At 54.2% G+C, this 23,264-nt stretch carries 17 protein-coding genes and 1 pseudogene; 15 read left to right on the top strand and 3 right to left on the bottom strand.

The features are described from left to right. The first annotated feature begins 28 nt into the window (after window positions 1-28). Window positions 29-1,336, top strand: a complete 1,308-nt coding sequence (locus L4C36_RS14025; RefSeq protein ID WP_428478422.1) for an anaerobic C4-dicarboxylate transporter — start codon at window positions 29-31, stop codon at window positions 1,334-1,336. A 16-nt stretch (window positions 1,337-1,352) separates the two neighbouring features. Here L4C36_RS14025 and L4C36_RS14020 read toward each other — a convergent pair whose 3' ends face one another. After that, window positions 1,353-1,517 carry a hypothetical protein gene (locus L4C36_RS14020; RefSeq protein WP_428478421.1) on the bottom strand — a complete coding sequence of 55 codons (165 nt, stop codon included), beginning with the start codon at window positions 1,515-1,517 and terminating at the stop codon, window positions 1,353-1,355. 440 nt (window positions 1,518-1,957) lie between these two features. On the opposite strand from L4C36_RS14020, the gene L4C36_RS14015 reads away from it, so the two are divergent. From L4C36_RS14015 to L4C36_RS13995, 5 genes and pseudogenes are all read left to right on the top strand, one after another. Further along, on the top strand, window positions 1,958-2,875 hold the full coding sequence (locus tag L4C36_RS14015; protein WP_428478420.1) for a LysR family transcriptional regulator: 918 nt from the start codon (window positions 1,958-1,960) through the stop codon (window positions 2,873-2,875). 345 nt (window positions 2,876-3,220) lie between these two features. After that, a pseudogene (locus L4C36_RS14010) lies at window positions 3,221-4,555 on the top strand (protein-disulfide reductase DsbD); the annotation flags it as partial. 244 nt (window positions 4,556-4,799) lie between these two features. Continuing rightward, the gene (locus L4C36_RS14005) at window positions 4,800-5,438 is read left to right on the top strand and encodes a response regulator (protein ID WP_428478419.1); all 639 of its coding nucleotides are present in this window, start codon (window positions 4,800-4,802) and stop codon (window positions 5,436-5,438) included. Between the two features lie 220 nt (window positions 5,439-5,658). Then, a complete protein-coding gene (locus tag L4C36_RS14000) occupies window positions 5,659-5,925 on the top strand; it encodes a DUF4212 domain-containing protein (RefSeq protein ID WP_428478418.1) in 267 nt (88 codons plus the stop codon). A gap of 11 nt (window positions 5,926-5,936) precedes the next feature. After that, on the top strand, window positions 5,937-7,640 hold the full coding sequence (locus L4C36_RS13995) for a sodium:solute symporter family protein (protein WP_428478417.1): 1,704 nt from the start codon (window positions 5,937-5,939) through the stop codon (window positions 7,638-7,640). Between the two features lie 186 nt (window positions 7,641-7,826). On the opposite strand, the gene L4C36_RS13990 is transcribed toward L4C36_RS13995, so the two are convergent. Beyond that, entirely contained in the window at window positions 7,827-11,327 is a 3,501-nt protein-coding gene (locus L4C36_RS13990) for a PAS domain-containing hybrid sensor histidine kinase/response regulator (protein WP_428478416.1), read from the bottom strand. Window positions 11,328-11,434: 107 nt separating this feature from the next. Next, window positions 11,435-12,607: a 3-phenylpropionate MFS transporter gene (locus tag L4C36_RS13985; RefSeq protein WP_428478415.1), complete on the bottom strand. Its 1,173-nt coding sequence runs from the start codon at window positions 12,605-12,607 to the stop codon at window positions 11,435-11,437. 323 nt (window positions 12,608-12,930) lie between these two features. Here L4C36_RS13985 and L4C36_RS13980 point away from each other — a divergent pair, with 323 nt between their 5' ends. From L4C36_RS13980 to prmA, 9 genes are all read left to right on the top strand, one after another. After that, complete coding sequence (locus tag L4C36_RS13980) at window positions 12,931-14,745, top strand: DUF294 nucleotidyltransferase-like domain-containing protein (RefSeq protein WP_428478414.1); 1,815 nt, start codon at window positions 12,931-12,933, stop codon at window positions 14,743-14,745. A 14-nt stretch (window positions 14,746-14,759) separates the two neighbouring features. Beyond that, window positions 14,760-15,389 (top strand): 3'-5' exonuclease, encoded by a 630-nt coding sequence (locus tag L4C36_RS13975; RefSeq protein WP_428478413.1) that lies wholly within the window; start codon window positions 14,760-14,762, stop codon window positions 15,387-15,389. A 249-nt stretch (window positions 15,390-15,638) separates the two neighbouring features. Next, on the top strand, window positions 15,639-17,588 hold the full coding sequence (gene acs / locus L4C36_RS13970) for an acetate--CoA ligase (protein WP_428478412.1): 1,950 nt from the start codon (window positions 15,639-15,641) through the stop codon (window positions 17,586-17,588). A 374-nt stretch (window positions 17,589-17,962) separates the two neighbouring features. After that, window positions 17,963-18,418, top strand: coding sequence for a type II 3-dehydroquinate dehydratase (aroQ, locus tag L4C36_RS13965; protein ID WP_428478411.1), 456 nt, complete (start codon window positions 17,963-17,965; stop codon window positions 18,416-18,418). Between the two features lie 20 nt (window positions 18,419-18,438). After that, window positions 18,439-18,903 carry an acetyl-CoA carboxylase biotin carboxyl carrier protein gene (accB, locus tag L4C36_RS13960; RefSeq protein WP_428478410.1) on the top strand — a complete coding sequence of 155 codons (465 nt, stop codon included), beginning with the start codon at window positions 18,439-18,441 and terminating at the stop codon, window positions 18,901-18,903. A gap of 12 nt (window positions 18,904-18,915) precedes the next feature. Further along, complete coding sequence (accC, locus tag L4C36_RS13955) at window positions 18,916-20,259, top strand: acetyl-CoA carboxylase biotin carboxylase subunit (RefSeq protein WP_428478409.1); 1,344 nt, start codon at window positions 18,916-18,918, stop codon at window positions 20,257-20,259. Window positions 20,260-20,435: 176 nt separating this feature from the next. Continuing rightward, window positions 20,436-20,717 carry a YhdT family protein gene (locus tag L4C36_RS13950; RefSeq protein ID WP_428478408.1) on the top strand — a complete coding sequence of 94 codons (282 nt, stop codon included), beginning with the start codon at window positions 20,436-20,438 and terminating at the stop codon, window positions 20,715-20,717. Continuing rightward, the gene (panF, locus tag L4C36_RS13945) at window positions 20,710-22,167 is read left to right on the top strand and encodes a sodium/pantothenate symporter (protein WP_428478407.1); all 1,458 of its coding nucleotides are present in this window, start codon (window positions 20,710-20,712) and stop codon (window positions 22,165-22,167) included. Before L4C36_RS13950 ends, panF begins: the two co-directional genes overlap by 8 nt. Window positions 22,168-22,284: 117 nt before the next feature. Further along, window positions 22,285-23,169, top strand: coding sequence for a 50S ribosomal protein L11 methyltransferase (prmA, locus tag L4C36_RS13940; protein WP_428478406.1), 885 nt, complete (start codon window positions 22,285-22,287; stop codon window positions 23,167-23,169). The last annotated feature ends 95 nt before the right edge of the window (window positions 23,170-23,264 follow it).

Here is a 23,264-nt window from a genome sequence, read left to right as displayed (position 1 = left end):
CTTTTAACTCTTCAGACAGGACAATCTTATGGTTGGTATTGAACTTTTAGTCGTTCTCGCGTTTATCTATTTGGGTGCGCGTATTGGCGGTATTGGTATTGGTTTGGCCGGTGGTGCCGGTGTGATCGTGCTTTCCCTAATCTTGGGCATGCCGACAAGCCAGAGCTACATCCCTATCGACGTTATTTTGATCATCATGTCCGTGATCACCGCAATTGCAGCGATGCAAGTGGCCGGTGGTATGGATTGGCTGGTAGAACTGGCCGAAAACTTCCTGCGTAAAAACCCGAAACACATTACGTTTTACGCCCCGATTGTGACGTACCTAATGACCTTGATGGCCGGTACGGGTCACACGGCGTTTTCAACGCTTCCCGTTATCGCTGAAGTTGCTAAAGAGCAAGGCATCCGTCCTTCTCGTCCACTGTCTATTGCCGTGGTAGCGTCACAAATTGCGATCACAGCTTCGCCTATCTCCGCAGCGGTTGTCTTCTTCTCAGGCCTTCTTGAACCGCTCGGAGTAGGCTACTTAACGTTGCTTGCTATCTGTATCCCTACCACGTTTGTTGCCTGTATGGTCGGTGCCTTTGTGGCGAACTTCCTAGGCTGTGAACTGAAAGATGATCCGGTTTACCAAGAGCGCCTAGCAAAAGGCCTGATCAAGCTGCAAGGCTCGACCAAGCGTGAAATCCCTGCATCCGCGAAAAAAGCGACGTTCATTTTCTTGACCGCCATCATCATTGTGGTGGGCTACGCCGCGGCTATTTCTGATTCAGTCGGTCTTATCACCAATCCTGCGCTTGGCCGTAACGAAGCTATCATGACCTTCATGCTGGCAGCGGCGGCGGCTATCGTGTTCACTACCGGTATTGATGCGGCGAAAATCCCGTCGGCACCAACATTCCGTTCTGGTATGACAGCGTGTGTGTGTGTGTTGGGTGTGGCTTGGCTAGGTACAACGTTCGTGAACGGTCACGTTGATGGCATCAAAGAAGTGGCTGGCGAGCTATTGAGCGACTACCCATGGATGCTGGCACTGGTTCTGTTCTTTGCGTCTATGCTGCTGTACTCACAAGGTGCAACCACCACAGCATTGATGCCTGCGGCATTGGCGATTGGTGTGGCACCGCTAACGGCTATCGCGTCTTTCGCGGCAGTGAGTGCGCTGTTCGTACTACCAACTTACCCAACACTGCTTGCAGCCGTTGAGATGGATGACACCGGTTCAACCCGTATCGGTAACTTGGTCTTCAACCACCCGTTCTTCATTCCAGGCGTGGTCACGATTTCAACCTCGGTTATCCTTGGTTTCATCGTGGGCGGCATGGTGCTGTAATCATCAGCTCCTAGCATCAAAAAGGCTGCCCTTGGGCAGCCTTTTTTGTATCCGTGTAAGGGTCAGGTAAGCGCAAGAAAACAGAGGCGATATCAAGCTGGCTATCAGGGCATTCAATATCAGGCATCAACACTGTCAAAGCTTGATAATAAAAGCCTAACAGGTCAGTAAATACTTGCATGCTAAAGCCGTACACGACGCATCATACAGCGATAATACCGCATTGCCTCCCCCCGATTTTCGGGATCGACAACGCGCTGCCACGGGTTGGCAAAATACATTGACTGAATACGCAGATACATCAAAGAAAAAACGACGAAGATAAAGAAGAATACACGCGATGGGGTTCAAGGGATGAACGACTGAAACGGAGTGACTCGGACGTCAGAAGAATAGGTGAAATAAATGTCTCCGCCCCATCCTAGGGCGAAGACAGTGGATAAAAACGGATTCCCATCGTTTCTATCCTATCCGGTAATGTGTTAATCCCAACACGGTCACCGGCATCATGTCTCTTTTTTGCTACAGAGCAGGCCAGACAGGCAGCCTGCCCAAGTATAGTAGCCCTTGGGAACGCTGAACGATAGAGGTAAAAGCGTTATGCAGCGATGCAAAAATGGTATGAAATTAGACGACCTGCGCACCCTGATTGCGATAGCTCAACACGGCAGTTTCCGCGCCGCCGCCGATGCACTCGACATCCCCCCTGCAACCCTCAGCCGCCGCTTGCAGCGACTGGAAGATACGCTGGGCAGCCAGTTGGTGATCCGCGACAGCCGCAATGTGGCCCTGACCCCGCTCGGGCACGATTACTACGAACGCTGCCAGCCATTATTGGAACAACTGGAAGCGGCCACCACCGAGCTGCATGACAACAGCCACAGCCAGCCGCGTGGGGCCTTACGCATCTCGGCACCGGTCGGGTTGCTCACCTATCAGCTCATGCCGTTGTTTAATCAGTTTTTGGCTCAGCACCCGGAGATCACCTTGTCGCTGACCCATTTGTCGAACCAGCACCACGATTACAACCCTGAACAATACGATGTGGTGTTTCGGGTCGGCCAACAACCAGACTCCAGTTTCGCCGCCGCGAAAATTGGCGAATCCCAACGTATTTTGGTCGCCAGCCCGGCCTATTTAGCACAATGTGGTGAGCCGACCCACCCGGACGATCTCAACCATCATGCCCGCTTAGCCAGCGTGCCAGAGTTTGAGTGGGCACTCACTTGTGATGACGCCAAACATCCCGATGAAATACTGTGGATCAACTCGCCGGTCAAAATGGCGATTGCCGATCTCAACAGCGTCAAACAAGCCGCGATCCACAGCTTAGGCATTGCCAGCCTGCCAAATTATGTGGTGGACGATGCGCTGAAAAATGGTCAGCTCGCCACCATGATGGACGGCTGGCAGTCACCGCCTCGGCCGATCTATATGCTGTATCAGGGCATGGGCTACATTCCCGCCCACGTTCGCCAGTTCATCGATTTCATGCGCGACAGTCTCGTGAAGCAGCGCCCACTCGCTGACATGGACTGAAACAGAACACTGCTCAAGGCGGTTTGAAAGGGTATAGTGAATAAACTGACACGCGATGGTGAGCCCTATTTGATGACCCTTTTCCGCTTTGCACCGCGCGGCCTTGGCCGCACTTTGATTCCCTTATCCTGCAAAGGCTGGCTATTCGCTATAGCTTGGCTACTGAGTACAGGCTGGCTACTCACCAGTCTGCCCGCACAGGCCTTCAGCCTCTCTCCAACGCCCTCAATCGTTCAATCGTCCGGCTCTAACGCAGACATAACAAGCCAAACAATCGAAGTGACCACTCACTTTCTTGCAACCACTGTGACGGGGAATAACACGGTCTCCCCCACGGCATCAACTCCCACAACCCAACAAGATCAACTGGCAGCAGGGCTTGCCGAGCAATGGTGGACACCGTTGCTGTTCTTGGCGCTAGGTATCGGGTTGGCTTTCACACCGTGCGTGCTCCCCATGTACCCCATCTTAAGCGGCATCGTGTTGGGCAACGGGCAACTCAGCCACCGCCGTGCCTTTGGCTTGGCTTTCACGTACGTACAGGGCATGGCGCTGACCTACACCGTTTTGGGGTTAGTGGTTGCTTCGGCGGGCATGCAATTTCAAGCCGCGATGCAGCATCCGTACATCCTGATCGGCCTCAGCGGCCTGTTCGTGTTGTTAGCGCTGTCGATGTTTGGCGTTTATACCCTGCAACTGCCCAGCCGCATACAGACCTGGCTCAATGGTCTTAGCAACCAACAACAAGGGGGCCACCGTGGCGGGGTCTTTGTAATGGGGGCAATTTCCGGTTTAGTCTGCTCTCCCTGCACCACCGCCCCGCTCTCTGGCGCGCTGATCTACGTCGCGCAAAGTGGGGACTTACTGACGGGCGCCGTGGCCTTGTACGCCTTAGCGATCGGCATGGGGATCCCACTGATGTTGGCGGCCATGTTTGGTAACAAGCTGCTGCCGCAAGCGGGACAATGGATGACACACGTCAAAACCGTGTTTGGCTTTGTCTTGCTTGCCGTGCCGCTGTTTCTGCTCGAGCGCATCCTGCCTGCACACGTCATGCCACTGCTGTGGGGCTGTTTAGGGATCGCCACCTTTGGCTGGCTGTATTATGTGAGGATGCAGATCGATAAGGCACAACAACGTAAAACCGGCCAAGCCAAAACACGGTTAGATCAGAAAGCTCCACTCCGCACGTGGCACAGTACCGCACTGGGTGTGGTGGCGTTTTTAGGCATGTTTGCCTCTGCCGTGCCGATTTACCACCAGCTGGTCGACACATCGGCCGCCTCCCCTACCGTGAGCGTGACCTTCAAGCGTATCGAGAATATTGATGATTTGGCGATCGCCTTGGAAGACGCCCGCGCTGATGGCAAACCGGTGATGCTCGATTTCTACGCCGACTGGTGCGTGGCATGTAAGGAATTTGATGAGCACACGTTTCACGACCCCGAGGTGGCGCAGCAGTTGGATCACTTCGTCCTGTTGCAAGCGGATGTCACCGCCAACACCCGCACCGATTTCGAGCTGCTACAAGATATGGATGTGCTCGGCCTGCCGACGATCGATTTCTGGGATGCTGAGGGCAACCGCCTTGAACGCGCCCGCCTGACCGGCTTCACTAAGGCGGCGCCTTTCCTCGCTCACCTTCGGGATCATCAGCTCTACACGCCACCGCCGCCTTGATCTGGCCCCTTAATCGGCCAGAGACAAAAAAGCGTCTGACTCCTCAGACGCTTTTTTTATTGGCAACAGGCGGTCAGTGAGCGTGCAGCTTTATACTTTTTCCTCACCAAATCAACGTCTCCCCCAGCGTCATTTGCAATAGATTCTACCCAGATCTGATCAACCGCAGATCTTGCGTGTTAACGAATTGATCTCTTTTTGGTCAGGTGATAGCGTGGTAAAAAACAACTAGATGTATCTGCACATGGACGCTCACTACACCATCGTTATTGCCGACGACCACCCGTTGTTCCGTAATGCGCTGTTTCAATCAGTGCACATGGCCATCAGCGGAGCCACGCTGCTTGAAGCAGACTCCCTCACCAGCTTACTGACCTTGCTGGAAAAAGATCCCGAGGTCGACTTACTCCTGCTTGATCTGAAGATGCCCGGTGCCAACGGCATGTCTGGCCTGATCCAGCTGCGCAGCCAATACCCCGATTTACCCATCGTGGTCATTTCTGCCAGCGAAGAAACCAACGTGATCCGTCAAGTACGCAGCCACGGCGCGTTTGGGTTCATCCCCAAATCCAGCGACATGCGGGCCCTGATCCACTCGTTAAACCAAGTGCTCGATGGCGAACCGGTGTTCCCGGACGGACTGGGTGAGGTCGATGACGACTATCACGCCCTCACCGAACGCATTGCCGCCCTCACCCCGCAACAATACAAGGTATTGAGCATGCTCTCTGACGGGTTGCTCAATAAACAAATCGCCTATGAGCTCAATGTGTCGGAAGCCACCATCAAAGCCCATATGACCGCGATTTTTCGCAAATTAGGGGTAAAGAACCGCACCCAAGCGGTGATCTTGCTGCAACAAATGGATCTCACGCCGCAATAAAAAATGCAAAAAATACCTATCGCCATATAGACCTTTGGCTAAGACGGCTTTTTCCGTATAGACCCCAATCCCTGCTCAAACTCACAAAATCGCCGCCAGAACGGCGATTTTGTCGTTCTCCGCTCGACTAAAGTTGGACTGTGCCACGCGGCAAACGTTGCTATTGTCATCTCGTAACATTTCATTAACGTAGAAAGTGACGACATGAAAGGAGATAACAATGGCGTTTGAATCCAAGGAGCAGGCACAAGCCTACTGGAAAGAAAACCTCGCCACGATGAGCTCGCTACTGGCCATCTGGTTTCTCGTGTCTTACGGCGCCGGCATTATGTTTGTCGATGCGCTCAACAACATTCAGTTCGGGGGCTTTAAGCTGGGCTTCTGGTTCTCACAACAAGGTTCCATTTACACGTTTGTCGCGCTGATCTTTGTCTACGTGGTACGTATGAATGCGCTTGACCGTAAGTACAACGTACAGGAAGACTAAGGGAGAGAGTCATGGAAATCCAAACTTGGACATTTATCTTGGTGGGCATCACGTTTGCCGTCTACATCGGTATCGCCATCTGGGCGCGCGCCGGTTCCACCAGTGAGTTTTACGTCGCTGGTGGCGGTGTTCACCCGATTGCCAATGGGATGGCAACCGCCGCGGATTGGATGTCAGCCGCATCGTTCATTTCAATGGCCGGTATCATCTCTTTCATCGGTTACGATGGTGGTGTGTACCTCATGGGCTGGACCGGTGGCTACGTGCTCCTTGCACTCTGTCTTGCCCCTTACCTGCGTAAGTTCGGCCAGTTTACCGTGCCGGATTTCATCGGGGAGCGTTACTACTCCAAAACTGCCCGTATGGTGGCCGTGTTCTGTGCCATCTTCGTCTCGTTCACTTACGTGGCCGGTCAAATGCGTGGTGTCGGCGTGGTGTTTGCCCGCTTCCTCGAAGTGGACATCAACATGGGTATCATCATCGGGATGGGTATCGTGTTCTTCTACGCGGTCTTGGGCGGCATGAAAGGGATCACCTACACCCAGGTAGCTCAATTCTGTGTCCTCATTTTTGCTTTCCTGGTTCCTGCGATTTTCACCTCTATCATGATCACCGGTAACCCGGTGCCACAAATTGGCCTCGGCTCTACCGTCAGCGGCTCAGAAACCTATGTCCTGGATAAACTCGATGGCTTAACCACAGAACTCGGCTTCACCGCCTACACCGACGGCTCGAAAAGTATGGTGGATGTGTTCTTCATCTGTGCCGCACTCATGGTCGGTACGGCAGGTCTGCCTCACGTTATCATTCGCTTCTTCACCGTGCCACGCGTAAAAGATGCCCGTATCTCTGCTGGTTGGGCACTGCTGTTCATCTCTCTGCTGTACACCACCGCACCGTCTGTGGCCGCGTTTGCCCGCGTCAACATGATTGAAACCATTAACGGGCCAGACATGAAAGGTGTCGCCGCAGAACAAGCCCCAAGCTGGGTGACGAACTGGGAAAAAACCGGTCTGGTTACATGGGAAGATAAAAACAACGACGGCAAAATGTTCTACTCTGGCGATGAGCGTAACGAGATGGACATCAACCGTGACATCATCGTACTGGCAAGCCCAGAGTTGGCAAGCCTACCTAACTGGGTCGTTGCCCTGCTGGCAGCGGGTGGCTTAGCGGCAGCCCTGTCAACGGCAGCCGGTCTGCTCCTCGTGATATCCACCTCTATCTCACATGACTTACTGAAGAAAGGTTTCCGCCCAAACATGACCGACAAACAAGAACTGCTGGCTGCCCGTATCGGTGCTGCTGTGGCGATTGTCGGGGCTGGTTACCTCGGGATCAATCCACCGGGCTTTGTGGCACAGGTGGTCGCATTCTCCTTCGGTCTGGCAGCAGCCTCGTTCTTCCCGGCCATTATTCTGGGGATCTTCTATAAGAAGATGAACAAAGAAGGCGCGATTGCAGGGATGATCACCGGTATTGCCTTCACTGCAACCTACATCATCTACTTCAAGTTCATTAACCCAGCCGCGAGCACACCAGAAAACTGGTGGTTCGGTATCAGCCCAGAAGGCATCGGTACGCTCGGTATGTGTCTGAACTTTGTCGTCTCGATTGTTGTGAACAAGTTCACCGCAGAAGTGCCTGAAGATGTCCAAGAGATGGTGGAGTCGATTCGTTACCCGAAAGGCGCTGGCGAAGCACACGATCACTAATCGTCAGTATCGAGCAGCGAGATCCTCGTTCCTAGATACTCGTAACGAGAAACTCGACACTCGACACTCGACACTAAAAACATATTCCAACACACCTCCTAACGACAAAACGGCGCCCGAAGGCGCCGTTTTTATTAAGCGACCGAAGGGAGCGATCGCGATTTTTTTCTACCCTGCAAGTATCGATTACACCGTCGACGTTTTTCTCGACTGCGTCAACAAGGTGCGCAGTTTCAACGGTTTGACGGGCTTGCTGATGAACGTGAACCCGTGCCCTTCAATGGTTTTACGGGTCTCGTCGGTGCGATCAGCGCTGATCACCGCGCCGCAGAAGGTTTTCCCCAACCGTAAACTGCACTGCTGCAACACTTGCAGGCCGGTTTGCCCGTTCGCTAAATGGTAGTCACTCAAGACAAAGTCCGGCTGCCAGCCATCATTGAGTTGCTGCATGGCCGCCACCACGGTTTCGGCTAAGCGGATTTCACAGCCCCAGCGCCCCAGCAACGTGTCCATTCCCAACAAAATGTCAGGCTCGTTATCCACGCACAGCACGCGCACACCCGCTAACGGGGCGGCGCGCTCTTCTGCCACAGGGGCGGCCTGCACCGCCACTTTCACCCCGCGCCGGACAGCAAGCGCAAACACCGTGCCGTCACCCGGCCATGACCGCAGTGACAACGGATGATCCAGCACGCGGCTGATCCCGCGCGCTATCGCCAAGCCCAGTCCTAAGCCGTGCTCACTGCCGCTGTTCTCGATACGGGTAAACTCATCAAAAATGTGGGCTTGTTTCGATGCCGGAATACCGGGGCCGTTATCCCACACTTCAATCTGTATCTGATCTCCCTGACGGCGTACCCCCAACACCACTTTCCCCTGCGGGTTATAGCGAAACGCATTGGTCAAAAAGTTCTGCAACGCCCGACGGAGTAATTTGGGATCAGAATGGATCACCGCATCACTGTGTACCACGTCAAAGGTGATCCCTTGCTGACGCGCAATCGCGCCAAACTCCGCACTCAGGGTCTCCAGCACGTCGCTGATCGCAAACGCGCGCACATTGATCTGCAATTTACCCGCTTCTAAACGGGACACATCCAGCAAGTCACCAATCAACTCTTCTGCCGCTCCCAACGCACTTTCAATATGATGGGCTAACTGCGCACTCTCGGCATCTTTGGTCACTTCCGAAAGTGTTGACGAGAACAAACGCGCGGCATTGAGCGGCTGCATCAAGTCATGACTGACCGCGGCCAAAAAGCGGCTTTTGGAATGTGCTTGCTGTTCTGCATGCTGGGTGGCTACCACCAATTTGCGGTTCAGGGCTTCCAACTCACTCGTCCGCTTGCGCACCCGCTCTTCCAAGGTCTCATTGGCTTCTTTGAGCGCCTGCTCGGCATGGCGAAATTGGGTGATATCGGTAAAGCTCATGACAAACCCGCCCCCCGGCATGGGGTTGCCCTGTACCTCGATAACTTGTCCATCCTGACGAATGCGCGACGACGTATGGGCGGTGCCAATTTTGAGGTGTTCAACCCGCTTGGCCACGTGCGCCTCTGGATCGCCAGGGCCACACAGCCCCAGTTCGGCATTATGGCGGATCACCTCGGCAATGGGCCGGCCCACTTGGATCAGCCCCGGCGGAAAGGTAAACAACTCCAAATACCGTTGGTTCCATGCTACCAGCCGCAATTGTTTATCCACCACGGCAATCCCCTGACTGATGTGCTCAATCGCCCCTTGTAATAAGCCGCGACTGAAATCAAACAATTCCGAGGCTTCATCGACAATGGTGGCAACCTCTTCCAGTTGCATCTTGCGTCCCTGCAATGCCGAGGTCAGCACCAAACGGGCCGATGAGGCACCGAATACTCCCGCCAACACCCGTTCGGTGTGGCGGATCAAACTGGAGGGAGCTTGCTGCTCGGGCGATAAGCCCTGATGCGGGTCTGCACTCTGATCCCCATATTGTTCGCTGTACAACCGAAAGGCTTGGCGTACCCGTTGACGCCCGACAAAACGGGCAGCCAGCATTTCCAACTCGGCCACGGTCACGCGGGTCTGGTATAAGCTGGCATCGCCATCGCCGCTTTCCGGCAACGGTGCCCCAACAAACGAGGCGGCTTGTAACCGCTCGGTCAGCGAGGAACGCGTCAGCAACGACACGCCAATATACAATCCGGTGTTCACCAGCAAGCTCAACAGCATGCCCCAATCGACACTCGATAGCGCCCCCAGCAGCGGCCACGGGGGCGGCGTCAACAACCACAGCAACACATTGGTTTCACTGGTACCGGCCAACATCTGGGTCTGCCCCATCATGGTGATGGCCCAAATCGTGATCCCGCCAGACAACCCGGCGTATACCCCTTTGCGGTTCCCCTCTCGCCAGTAAATGCCACCGATCAACGCCGGGGAAAATTGGGCAATCGCCGCAAAGGACAATAAGCCAATCGCCGACAAGGACGGGATTTCACCCAAAACGTGATAGAACCCCCATGCCGCCAACAACAAGAGCAAAATCAGACCGCGTCGTACCGTCAGCAGTAAACCAGAAAAGGCACTGAACTTGCGCCCTGACATCCGCATTCGACGCAGCAATAACGGCAACACCAAATCATTGGAGACCATGATGGCTAACGCAATGGTCGAGACAATCACCATGCCACTGGCCGCCGACGTACCGCCCAGATATGCCAGCAACGCGATCCCCTCCGCCCCTTGCTGTAACGGCAAGTTGATGACATAGGTATCGGCGGCGACCTGTGGCAATAAAAATTGCCCTGCTAACGCCAATGGCAACACGAAGATCCCCATCAACACCAAATAACCGGGGAACACCCAACGCGCTCGGTGTAGATCTTGCGCCTGCTCATTTTCCACAATCGTGGTGTGGAACTGACGCGGCAAACAGATGATCGCCGCCATCGTGAACAAGGTGTGGATCAGTAAACTGCCCCAATGGGGCGACGCAGGCTGCCATTCGCTAAAAACCACGCTGTCGATAACGCTGTGATCCCACAGTAAATACAACGCAAACAGGCCGACAATCATGAACGCCGCCAGTTTCACCAGTGACTCAAACGCGACCGCCATCATCATGCCGCGGTGGTGCTCGGTGGTATCGATGTGGCGGGTGCCGAACAACACGGTGAACACCGCCAGCGCCCCCGTCACCAGCCAAGCGAGATCAGTCTGTCCGGCACCAAACAGCCCGAGACTTTCCCCGCCAATGCTTTCTCCCAGAGAAGGTGCGATTTGTGTCAACCCCATGGTGATCCCACGCAGTTGCAACGCGATATAGGGCAGAATGCCAATCACCGCGATCAGGGTAACCGTCACGGCCAACCCTTGTGATTTGCCATAACGAGCAGCAATGAAATCCGCAATCGAGGTGATATGTTCGCGCTTGGCGATCAAGATAAGACGGGCCAGCAGGCGCCAACCCAAGGTAAAGACGAGAATAGGAGCGACATAGATAGGCAGGAAAGACCAGAGATCCCGACTGGCTTGCCCCACGGTGCCATAGAAGGTCCACGAGGTGCAGTACACGGCTATCGACAGGCTGTAAATCCATGGCCGCCAACGGGCCATCCAGTGTGTTTTGCGGTCGCCATACCACGCGATCCAGAACAGTAGCCCGAGGTAGGCCAATGTTACCAGCACGACCATCCATCCCTGTGCCATGCGTCATCCCTAATGATTGTTAACAGATTGTGCGCACCAGTGTAACCAAACCACTGGCACGCACCAATCTGAGGGATCACAGTTTTTCTTGTTGGTCAGTCTGCAAGTTAGCCTTGCGGTGAGGCCGCCTTTCGGGCTGATGCCGTCGATTCAATGTTCATAAACAATGCAGGCACACCCATGACCGCCATCAACCAGAACACATCGCCGCCCCACATGCCGTATAACCAACCGCTCAATGCGGTCATTAACGCCATGAAAGCGCCCATCGGCAAGGCGTTATACAAGGCTTGTAATGCCACCATCTGGTTGCTTTGTGCTTGTTGGATATACCGGATCGTCGCTAAGTGCGCGGCAGCAAACGTCACCCCGTGCAGGGCCTGTGCCGCGAACAATACCGGTAACTCGGTCATGCTGGCGGTCACCCCCCAACGGATCATGACGCCCACGGCAGCCAAACGGAACATCGCCATCACACTCCAGCCGGCAAACAAACGCTGACTGAGTGCGAACACGGCCACTTCTGCCACCACGCTGAAGCTCCACAGGTAACCAATCACATCCTCATTGTAACCGGCCCCTTTCCAGTAAATCGCACTGAAACTGTAATAAGCAGCATGGCTGCCTTGCAGCAGAGCAATGATGGTCAAAAAGCGCAAAACGGCAGGGGTACGTAACATCTGCAACAACGCAGGACGCCCCTGAGCATGGCTGTCAGGCGCTGACACCGGTGTCACGGTCGGCGCACGCAAGGTAAAGAGCAGCATGGCGACCAAACCCACGACCGCCACCCACGGGATCACACTTGGGTCAAACGCCGCCGCCAACAAGCCCACCACGGTCGAGCCCGCAATAAAAGCAATCGAACCCCACAGGCGCGTACGACCATAGTCGAGGTGGCCTTCTTTGGCGTAATAGTTCGTCAGCGAGTCCGACAGCGGCACAATCGGTCCCATCATCATGTTGTAAAGCACGGTGATCGCGGCCAATACCCACACATTGCTGCCACAGAAAATATAGGCAATACAACTCACTAATGCCGCGACGCCGAAAATACGCAGCGCGGGGATCAAATGCTCGACCTTATGGATACGCGGGGTGATCAGCAAGTTGGCCAAACAACGGACCCCAAAGCCCAACCCTAACAGCAAACCGATGTGCGAGGCGCTTACCCCTAAATGCGCGAGCCATAAGGCCCAAAACGGGAGATATACACCATAATTGAAGAAAAAACCGAGCAGGTACTGCGAGGTCCATCCATAGGGGCTACTTCTAAACATGCCATGTCCTAGTTTGTGGGAGATAAGTGTCGGAAAGCGCGTATTATGCCTGCAACTATAGAGCGTCCCAATGAAATAATCCGTTGTGATTATTTCCTCTTTTTCTGCCGTTTTACCGCCGTATTCCCCCCGTCCCCCTAATGGGTTCTGCGCCGTGTTTCCCTGCAACGTAGACTAAAGTCGTCTGGCGTAACCCCGTCAATCCACTGACACTGGACACTGCATGCAAGCGCCTCTCATCCCCACCCGGCTCATGCATAACACCCCCATGCTGTCCGTCGAGAGGGCGAACACCATATCCCCTCATTACGGAGATGAATGCGATGTCTGACTCTTTTGATACGTCCTTGCCCCCGTTTGATTGCCTGACGCCCACGCAACAGCAACAGCTGCGTGATGCCTTGGATGTGGTGTATTTCCGCCACGGGGAGACATTGATTGAAGCCGATGCCCAGTGTGAATACCTGTTGATCATCATTAAAGGCAGCGTGGAAGAACGCACCGCCGATGGCACCGAAGTGCTGGCTCATTACACCCGCGACGATCTGTTTGATGTGCAGGCCTTACTCTCACCCCCTTGCCGCCACCGCTATACCGCACTGGAAGACACCTTGTGCTACCTGCTGCCCAAGGCATTGTTTCTGTCGTTCTATACCGACAACAGCCCGTTTGCGGCCTACTTTGACAGTGACTTGGCCCGCCGCCAGCAAGGGATCGACACCGCCCAACAGCAACAAAACTTAGCCGAATTCATTCTGACCAAAATTGATAGCAGCAACATTCAACCCTGTTTGATGCTGCCCCGTGATTGCACGTTGCAGTCTGCCACCGAGCAATTACAGCAGAAACGCTTGGATGCGGCCTTGGTTGAAGCGGGGGACGGGCAGCCTTACGGCATCATTACCCGTACCAACCTGCTGCATGCAGTCATGCTGGAACACCGAGCCCACGACAGTGTGGTGGGCGCCGTAGCAACCGCGCCGGTGATCCGTGTTAACCAAGGGGATTACCTGTTTAATGCCATGCTGGCGATGACCCGCCACAAGGTCAAACGGGTCGCGGTACATCACGTGTCTGAGCATGGCGATCACGTGGTCGGTATGCTCAACCTGACCCAAGTGCTGAGCTTATTCTCCACCCACTCACATGTGCTGACGTTGCAAATTGCCCGAGCGACAACCGTCGATGAATTGGCCTTTGCCGCCCACAGCCAGCACCGCTTGGTTGAGACCCTGTTTAATAACGGCATTCATACCCGCTTTGTGATGGAGCTGATCGCCACCGTCAATGAGCAAATCATCGAAAAAGCATTTCGCTTAGTGGTACCACAGGCGTACCAGTCAGCGTGTTGTTTATTGGTGATGGGATCGGAAGGACGGGGCGAGCAAATTCTGAAAACCGATCAAGACAATGCCTTGATCGTGGCCGATGGCACAGACTGGCCAGAACAAGCCGCCACGCTGGCCACCCTGATCCACACCTTGCAACAACTCGGTTACCCGCTCTGCCCGGGCAAGGTGATGGTCAACAACCCTCACTGGGTGAAAACGCAAAGTGAGTGGTTACACACCGTGTCACATTGGACGCACAGTGGCCAAGCACAATCACTGATGGCATTAGCGATATTGGCGGACAGCCATGCCGTAGCCGGCGATACCGACTTGCTCACACCCCTCAAGCAGCAATTACACCAACAGATGGCGGCCCACACCCAACGCCTGAGTGCCTTCACACGGCCAGCTCTGCATTTCAGTGTACCGCTGACCCTGTTCGGCCATCTGAAGGCCAGTAAAACCGGACTGGATATCAAGCAAGGGGGCATTTTCCCCATCGTACATGGATGTCGCGCCTTGGCGTTGGAGTATGACATTCATGACAACAACACCTTTGTGCGCATTGAACAACTGGCCGAGCGAGAAGTCCTTGAGCCCGCCACGGCCTCCAACCTCAGTGAAGCCTTAAAGCTGTTTATTAAATTACGTTTACGCCAGCAATTGGCGACCTCAGGCGATGGCCTGCAACAACACCTCGATCTCACCCAATTAAGCCGGGCCGAGCGCGACTTGTTACGCCACAGTCTGCATGTGGTGAAGAAATTCAAAGCCTGGTTAGGGTATCACTATCAGATCAGGGATTAGAGGGAGCATAAACGATGAATATCTTACAACGCTGGTGGTACCAACGCCGCTACCGTGGCACGGACTATGCTTCACTGTTTGAACGCTATCGCGGAGAAGAATTGGTCTCGCTCGACTGTGAAACCACCAGCTTAGATCCTCAACGGGCTGAACTGGTGACCATTGCTGCGACCCGTATTTGCGCCAACCGCATCCTGACTAGCCAGTCCATCCATTTAACGTTACGCGCCCCCGCCAGTTTGAACGGGGATTCCGTCGCGATTCATGGGATCCGCCATCAAGATCTGCAGCACGGCCTCGACACCCAACACGCCCTGCGCACGCTGCTGGACTTTATCGGTAATCGGCCGTTGGTGGGCTACCATATCCGCTATGACAAGACGATTCTTGACCGTTACTTTCGCCAACACTTCGACTTTCCGCTACCCAATAAGCTGGTGGAGATCAGCCACCTCTACCATGAGCAACTGGAACGCCAGCTACCCAATGCGTACTTTGATCTGAGTTTAGAAGCGATCAGCCGCCACCTTGATTTACCGGTGCCACCACGCCATGATGCCCTGCAAGACACCATCACGGCAGCCATGATCTATGTGCGCCTGACGCACGGTGACCGACCCGCCCTGTCATTATTGCGCAGCTAACATCGAATGTGACGAACCGTTATCTCCAGCCAAAACAACGCACTACCACAACGATAAAGTGCAAATTTTTGGCTGCAACCACCGTGCAACAGCCGCAAATCCCCCACACATGCCCGCCTCTCATCCTAAAGTCTAATTGAGACTCATCGCGAACTAGCGGAAGTTAATATCACACACAACGTATTTCGGCCCACGAGACGAGACATTCCGGTCCACTACGGACAATGACGGAACACAAGGAGAATTAAAATGAGTGACGTTCATCTGTACCCAGTTAATCAGGACATTGCTGCCAGCGCCCATGTGACCGACGAACAATATCGCGAGATGTACCAGCAGTCAGTGATCAACCCTGAAGGCTTCTGGCGTGAACACGGCCAAATCGTTGACTGGATCAAACCGTTTAGCCAAGTGAAGCAGACCTCGTTTGATACCGGACACGTCAACATTGCTTGGTTTGCCGATGGCACACTCAACGTATCGGCCAACTGCCTTGACCGCCATCTGGCGACCCGTGGCGATCAACCCGCCATTATCTGGGAAGGGGATGATCCCAATGATGACGCCACCCTGACTTATAACGAACTGCACGAGCAAGTGTGTCAGTTCGCTAACGCCCTGAAAAGCCAAGGCGTACGTAAAGGCGATGTGGTTTGCCTGTACATGCCGATGGTTGCAGAAGCCGCGGTCGCCATGCTGGCTTGTACCCGTATTGGCGCGGTACACACCATCGTATTTGGCGGTTTCTCACCGGAAGCACTGGCAGGACGTATTATTGATTCCAATGCCAAAGTGGTCGTGACCGCCGATGAAGGCGTGCGTGCTGGCCGCGCGGTGCCATTGAAAAAGAATGTCGATGATGCATTGGCCAATGATGCCGTCACCAGTGTTGAAAAAGTCGTGGTACTCAAGCGTACCGGCGGTGATATCGAATGGCACAGCGCGCGCGATGTCTGGTGGCATGAAGCCACCGCCGTGGCCTCTTCACATTGTGAACCGGAAGCCATGAACGCCGAAGATCCATTGTTCATCCTGTATACCTCGGGCTCAACCGGCAAGCCGAAAGGCGTATTACACACTACGGGCGGCTATCTGGTGTACGCCACAATGACGTTCAAGTACGTGTTCGATTACCAAGAAGGCGAGGTGTACTGGTGTACGGCGGATGTGGGTTGGATCACTGGCCACAGCTACTTGGTGTATGGTCCGCTGGCCAATGGCGCCACCACCCTGTTGTTTGAAGGGGTGCCCAACTACCCAAGCACCAGCCGCATGAGCGAAGTGGTCGACAAACACCAAGTGAACATCCTGTATACTGCACCAACGGCGATCCGTGCCCTGATGGCCAAAGGCGATGAAGCCGTCGCAGGTACCCAACGTACCTCGTTGCGCGTGATGGGATCGGTGGGTGAGCCGATCAACCCAGAAGCGTGGGAATGGTACCACCGCACCATCGGTGACAGCCGCTGTCCGATTGTCGATACCTGGTGGCAGACCGAAACTGGCGGGATCCTGATCACGCCGCTGCCGGGCGCTACTGCCTTGAAACCGGGTTCAGCGACCCGTCCGTTCTTTGGGGTGCAACCGGCCATCGTTGATAATATGGGGAACATCCTCGACGGGGCGACAGAAGGGAACTTGGTCATGATTGATTCCTGGCCAGGGCAAATGCGTACCCTGTGGGGCGATCACGACCGCTTTGAGCAAACGTATTTCTCGACGTTCCAAGGCATGTACTTTACCGGCGACGGTGCCCGTCGCGATGAAGACGGTTACTACTGGATCACGGGGCGTGTCGATGACGTACTGAACATTTCCGGTCACCGTATGGGGACGGCGGAAATCGAATCAGCCTTGGTGGCCTTCGATAAAATTGCCGAAGCGGCGATTGTCGGTGTCCCGCACGACATCAAAGGGCAGGCCATTTATGCCTACATCACCCTGAACGACGGTGAGATCCCAAGTGCCGAACTGCATAAAGAAGTGAAAAATTGGGTGCGCAAAGAAATCGGCCCGATTGCGACGCCAGACTTCCTGCACTGGACGGATGCTCTGCCCAAAACGCGTTCAGGCAAAATCATGCGCCGTATTCTGCGCAAAATCGCCACCGGCGACACCGCGGCACTGGGGGATACCTCAACGCTGGCGGATCCAAGCGTAGTCGACAAGCTGATCGCAGAAAAACAAAAAGTGTTATAACCGTCTCGATTTCTCGCCGGTTTACACATTTTTGCAATCAATAAGCCGCCTTCGGGCGGCTTTTTTGATCCCGCACACAAACCCGCGGAATCATCCCATCAAGAGATTGTCTCACCCCGTAAGGCCACGCACAGTGGGCGATTAACGCGCTTTTCTGCCCGCGCGAACATTCACTGCCCAAATCCAACGGCGTACAGCTGTTCAGATTAAAAAGGGCTGATTAGACCAGTATTTTGCTGCGATTTGCGCTGAATTCTCTATAATTGCACTTCAAGCATGTTTTGGCAGATAAAAACGGCACACAGGGAAGCAAAGTTGCAGGTTTCTGCACGTTGTTAAAGTAAAACCTCTAAAACGAGTGATATAACGTCAAGATGTCGACCGTTCAACGAATTTTATTGATCAATGGCCCGAACCTGAATTTATTAGGCTTACGTGAGCCCGGACACTATGGTCAGCAGACGCTAGACCACATCGTGACGCATTTAACTGCCAAAGCAACCGAACTCGGTGTGACGTTAGATCACCTTCAATCCAACGCGGAACACGTGCTGATTGATGCCATTCACAATGCCTATGGCAAGGTGGATTTCATTATCATCAATCCCGCGGCTTTTACCCATACCAGCGTCGCGATCCGCGATGCCTTGCTGGGGGTAAACATCCCGTTTATTGAAGTGCACTTATCTAACGTCCATGCCCGTGAGCCCTTCCGTCACCATTCTTACCTCTCCGATAAAGCGGTGGGGGTGATTTGTGGACTGGGGCCCGATGGTTATGTATTCGCCCTGCAAGCAGCCGTTAACCGCTTGCATGCAGACGCCAACTGAACAGAATAAGAGAAAAGTAAATGGATATTCGTAAAATCAAAAAACTGATTGAGCTAGTAGAAGAATCGGGTATTGCTGAGCTGGAAATTTCAGAAGGTGAAGAATCCGTACGCATCAGCCGTAACCCGACGACGGCAGTCGCACAACAAATGTATGCGGCGCCTGCCCCCGTTGCAGCACAAGTAACTGCGCCAGCACCCACTCCGGCGCCTGTTGCAGAAACAGTAGCAGCGGCACCAGCACAACCGGCTGGTCACCAGGTACTGTCACCAATGGTGGGCAGCTTCTACCGTGCGCCAAGCCCAGAAGCAAAAGCCTTTGTTGAAATCGGCCAATCGGTAAACGCAGGCGATACCCTGTGTATCGTTGAAGCGATGAAGATGATGAACCAAATCGAAGCGGATAAATCCGGTAAGGTCGTTGCGATCCTTGCAGAAGACGGCGATGCCGTTGAATTCGACCAGCCGCTAGTCATCATCGAATAACCAGGACGAGTTATGTTAGATAAAATTGTCATTGCGAACCGAGGCGAAATTGCGCTGCGCATTCTGCGTGCCTGCAAAGAGCTCGGGATCAAGACGGTCGCGGTACACTCCACTGCCGATCGCGATTTGAAACACGTACTGCTGGCCGATGAATCGATCTGTATCGGTCCGGCGAAAAGTACCGAAAGCTACCTGAATATTCCTCGCATCATCAGTGCAGCAGAAATCACAGGCGCGGTGGCTATCCACCCGGGTTACGGTTTCTTGTCTGAAAATGCCGATTTTGCTGAGCAAGTAGAACGTTCTGGCTTCATTTTTGTTGGCCCGAAAGCGGAAACCATCCGCATCATGGGTGACAAAGTCGCGGCAATCTCGGCAATGAAAAAAGCCGGTGTACCGTGTGTTCCGGGCTCTGACGGCCCACTGGACGATGATGAAGTGAAGAACAAAGCCTTCGCAAAACGTATCGGCTACCCCGTGATCATCAAAGCCTCTGGTGGCGGCGGCGGTCGTGGTATGCGTGTGGTACGTAATGAAGCCGATTTGATCGAAGCGATTGCAATGACCCGTGCGGAAGCGAAAGCGGCCTTCAACAATGACATGGTGTACATGGAGAAATTCCTAGAAAACCCGCGTCACATTGAAGTGCAGGTCTTGGCTGACGGCCAAGGCGGCGCGATCCACCTGGGTGAGCGTGACTGTTCGATGCAGCGTCGCCACCAGAAAGTGGTCGAAGAAGCGCCAGCACCGGGCATTACCGAAGAGATGCGCAAGTACATCGGTGAGCGTTGTACCCGTGCTTGTCTCGAAATCGGTTACCGCGGTGCCGGTACGTTTGAGTTCTTGTACGAAAACGGTGAGTTCTACTTCATTGAAATGAACACCCGTATTCAGGTTGAACACCCTGTGACGGAAATGGTGACGGGTGTGGATCTGATCAAAGAGCAGCTTCGCATTGCTGCGGGTCAGCCACTGTCGTTCACCCAAGATGACATCAAGATCAAAGGCCACGCGGTCGAGTGCCGTATTAACGCCGAAGATCCAGTTCGCTTCTTGCCTTGTCCGGGTAAAATCGACCGTTTCCACCCACCGGGTGGCATGGGCGTACGTTGGGAGTCGCACATCTATGCGGGCTACACCGTTCCGCCACACTACGATTCGATGATCGGCAAACTGATCACTTACGGTGAGAACCGTGACGTCGCGATTGCACGTATGCGCAATGCCCTGAGCGAGATGATCATTGACGGCATCAAGACCAACGTGCCGCTTCAACAAGACATCATGGCTGACGAAAACTTCCAACACGGTGGGGCTAACATCCACTATCTTGAGAAGAAACTCGGTATCCACTAAGGATCACGATGTTGATAAAAAGGCTGCTTCGGCAGCCTTTTTTACGTCCATCGCGACCAATATTGCCCTTCATGTAGCACTCCCTCCTAACTTTTGCCACAATACCCGCCCTTAATTTGTGTGAAGATTGAGCGAATCCCTCACGGTATATTCACTCACCCAATGGAAACAACGCCATGAAAACGCTATCTGCGCGCTATCAGCAGGCCCATAAAGAGGCCCAGTGGGCAATCGGGCTGGCCTTGGCCTATTTTGCCTGGTGGTACATTTCGGCCTATGCCTTTGCACCGTCAGGGGCAGAGGAAGCCCTGCCAACACTCTACGGAGGCTTCCCTCTGTGGTTTCTGCTCGCCTGTATACTCGGGCCTATTCTGTTTACTGTGCTATGTGGCCTGATGGTGAAATACCTCTATCAAGACATGTCACTGGAAATCGAACCGGAGTCTACCGATGAATAGCCAACTCCTTATTCCCCTCGTCCTTTATTTAATGGCTGTTTTTGCGGTGGCTCTGTACGCCAGCCGTAAACGTGACACCGGCAACGGTTTCCTCACCGAATACTTGGTGGGTAACCGCAGCATGGGGGGCTTTGTGCTCGCCATGACGCTGGCCTCTACCTATGCCAGTGCCAGTTCATTCATTGGCGGGCCAGGTGCGGCCTACAAAATGGGATTAGGCTGGGTACTGCTGGCGATGATCCAGTTACCGGCCGCGTGGCTGACACTGGGCGTGCTGGGCAAAAAATTTGCCATCGAAGCCCGTCGCCACAATGCACTCACCCTGAATGACATTCTGTATGCGCGGTATAAAAACCGGGGCGTGGTGATCTTCGCTTCACTCGCGTTGCTGTTGGCTTTCTTCGGTACCATGGTGGTGCAGTTTGTCGGCGGGGCACGTTTGTTACAGACCGTGACTGGCTTGTCTTACCAACACGGTTTGATGCTGTTTGCCGTCACCGTCGGCCTGTACACCACCATTGGTGGCTTCCGCGCCGTGGTGATGACTGACACGGTGCAAGGGATCATGATGATCATCGGTACGATCGCGCTGTTGATCGGCATCGTCCACGCCGGTGGCAGTGTCGGGGAAATGATCACAACGCTGCATGCGATCGACCCGGCACTGATTTCCCCTTATGGGCCCGATCAGTTCCTCAGCCAGCCGTTCATGCTCAGCTTCTGGGTCTTGGTCTGCTTTGGTGTCATCGGCTTGCCTCACGCCGCCGTACGCTGCATGTCGTATAAATCGAGTGGCTCGCTGCACAAAGGCATGGTGATCAGCACCGCGATGGTGGCCTTGTTGATGCTGGGGATGCACTTGGCGGGCGCGCTAGGGCGGGCATTAGTACCTGATATTGCCAGCCCGGATCAGATCATGCCGACATTGATGATGACCGTCCTGCCGCCAATGGTCGCGGGCGTATTTCTCGCGGGCCCGATGGCCGCCATCATGTCGACCATCGATTCCCAGTTGATTCAGGCCTCAGCCACGCTGCTCAAAGACCTGTACCTCAACTACATCAACCCGAAGGCCCTGACCGCCCCTGATGCCGAAAAGCGGTTACCAAGGCTGTCACTGTGGGTCACGGGGATCTTCTCTGTGCTGGTGTTTGTCGCGGCGACGAACCCGCCTGACATGATCATCTGGCTGAACCTGTTGGCCTTTGGCGGCATGCAAGCTGTCTTCTTGTGGCCACTGGTGTTGGGCCTGTACTGGAAGAAAGCGTCTGCCACCGGCGCCTTTGCCTCGATGGTGTGCGGCTTAGCCTGTTACATCGGTTTGTCAGTTATCAAGCCAGACATGGGGGGCCTACACGCCATCATCCCGACCCTCTTGGTGGGCTTAGTCACCTTTGTCGTCGGCAGTCTGGCCAAGCCCGTCCCCGTCCAGACCCCGCAACAAGCGTAAACCGCGCCAATCCCCCTTCAGATAGCACCTTTCGGTGCTATCTTTTTTTATACTGCCTAAAATTCATGCTAGACTCCGCACCCTTGAACCGTAGCTAACCAAAAAAGCGAAATAACCATGCCTTGGATTCAAATTAAACTTAACGCAACAGCAACCAATGCTGAAGCTATTGGCGACATGCTGATGGAAGAGACCGGCGCTGTCTCAGCCACTTTCCTTGACGCACAAGATACGCCTGTTTTTGAACCCCTTCCGGGTGAAACCCGCCTTTGGGGTGACACTGATGTGATCGGCCTGTACGACGCAGAAACGGACATGGACTTCGTGTTAAGCATGCTGAAAAACAGCCCGCTGATCGCTGACGATTTCGCTTACAAAATTGAGCAAATCGAAGACAAAGACTGGGAACGTGAGTGGATGGACAACTTCCACCCAATGCGTTTTGGCCGTCGCCTGTGGATCTGCCCAAGCTGGCGTGAAGTGCCAGAGCCGGATGCTGTGAACGTAATGCTAGACCCTGGTTTGGCGTTTGGTACGGGTACCCACCCAACCACGTCACTGTGCCTAGAGTGGCTTGACGGCCAAGACTTGACCGGTAAAACCGTGATCGACTTCGGTTGTGGTTCGGGCATTTTGGCAATTGCTGCCATCAAACTGGGCGCCGCAAAAGTGATCGGTATTGATATCGATCCACAAGCGATTTTGGCGTCTCGCGATAACGCAGAGCGTAACGGCGTAGCTGACCAACTTGAGCTATTCCTGCCACAAGATCAGCCGCAAGACATCCAAGCGGATGTGGTCGTAGCTAACATCCTTGCCGGTCCACTGCGTGAGCTATCCCCTGTGATCAAGAGCCTGGTCAAAGACGGCGGCCTACTGGCAATTTCTGGCGTGCTAGAAACCCAAGCCGAAGACGTGGCGACGTACTACAGCGACGAACTGACGCTAGACCCAACAACCGTACGTGAAGACTGGTGTCGCATCTCTGGACACAAGGCGTAAGCCGGTGGCCTGACGCATTATTTTTCTGCTGGATTATTGGCCAATCGATTGAAAAAAAGACAGTTTCGCAATTCAAAATCGAAATGCTCAATTAT

The organism is Photobacterium japonica (assembly GCF_050337005.1).
Lineage (GTDB): Bacteria > Pseudomonadota > Gammaproteobacteria > Enterobacterales > Vibrionaceae > Photobacterium > Photobacterium japonica.
The sequence above is the reverse complement of the archived record's forward strand: the minus strand, read 5'-3'. Positions and strand labels throughout refer to the sequence as shown.

Bases quoted from the DNA above. Each gene is read 5' to 3' on its own strand.
- L4C36_RS13980 (WP_428478414.1), top strand. From the start codon at position 12,931: ATGTCTGACTCTTTTGATACGTCCTTGCCCCCGTTTGATTGCCTGACG.
- L4C36_RS13995 (WP_428478417.1), top strand. From the start codon at position 5,937: ATGGAAATCCAAACTTGGACATTTATCTTGGTGGGCATCACGTTTGCC.
- L4C36_RS14005 (WP_428478419.1), top strand. From the start codon at position 4,800: ATGGACGCTCACTACACCATCGTTATTGCCGACGACCACCCGTTGTTC.
- L4C36_RS13990 (WP_428478416.1), bottom strand. From the start codon at position 11,327: ATGGCACAGGGATGGATGGTCGTGCTGGTAACATTGGCCTACCTCGGG.
- accB (WP_428478410.1), top strand. From the start codon at position 18,439: ATGGATATTCGTAAAATCAAAAAACTGATTGAGCTAGTAGAAGAATCG.
- L4C36_RS14020 (WP_428478421.1), bottom strand. From the start codon at position 1,517: ATGCAAGTATTTACTGACCTGTTAGGCTTTTATTATCAAGCTTTGACA.
- L4C36_RS14015 (WP_428478420.1), top strand. From the start codon at position 1,958: ATGAAATTAGACGACCTGCGCACCCTGATTGCGATAGCTCAACACGGC.
- L4C36_RS14025 (WP_428478422.1), top strand. From the start codon at position 29: ATGGTTGGTATTGAACTTTTAGTCGTTCTCGCGTTTATCTATTTGGGT.
- prmA (WP_428478406.1), top strand. From the start codon at position 22,285: ATGCCTTGGATTCAAATTAAACTTAACGCAACAGCAACCAATGCTGAA.
- L4C36_RS13975 (WP_428478413.1), top strand. From the start codon at position 14,760: ATGAATATCTTACAACGCTGGTGGTACCAACGCCGCTACCGTGGCACG.
- L4C36_RS13985 (WP_428478415.1), bottom strand. From the start codon at position 12,607: ATGTTTAGAAGTAGCCCCTATGGATGGACCTCGCAGTACCTGCTCGGT.
- L4C36_RS14000 (WP_428478418.1), top strand. From the start codon at position 5,659: ATGGCGTTTGAATCCAAGGAGCAGGCACAAGCCTACTGGAAAGAAAAC.
- acs (WP_428478412.1), top strand. From the start codon at position 15,639: ATGAGTGACGTTCATCTGTACCCAGTTAATCAGGACATTGCTGCCAGC.
- accC (WP_428478409.1), top strand. From the start codon at position 18,916: ATGTTAGATAAAATTGTCATTGCGAACCGAGGCGAAATTGCGCTGCGC.
- aroQ (WP_428478411.1), top strand. From the start codon at position 17,963: ATGTCGACCGTTCAACGAATTTTATTGATCAATGGCCCGAACCTGAAT.
- panF (WP_428478407.1), top strand. From the start codon at position 20,710: ATGAATAGCCAACTCCTTATTCCCCTCGTCCTTTATTTAATGGCTGTT.
- L4C36_RS13950 (WP_428478408.1), top strand. From the start codon at position 20,436: ATGAAAACGCTATCTGCGCGCTATCAGCAGGCCCATAAAGAGGCCCAG.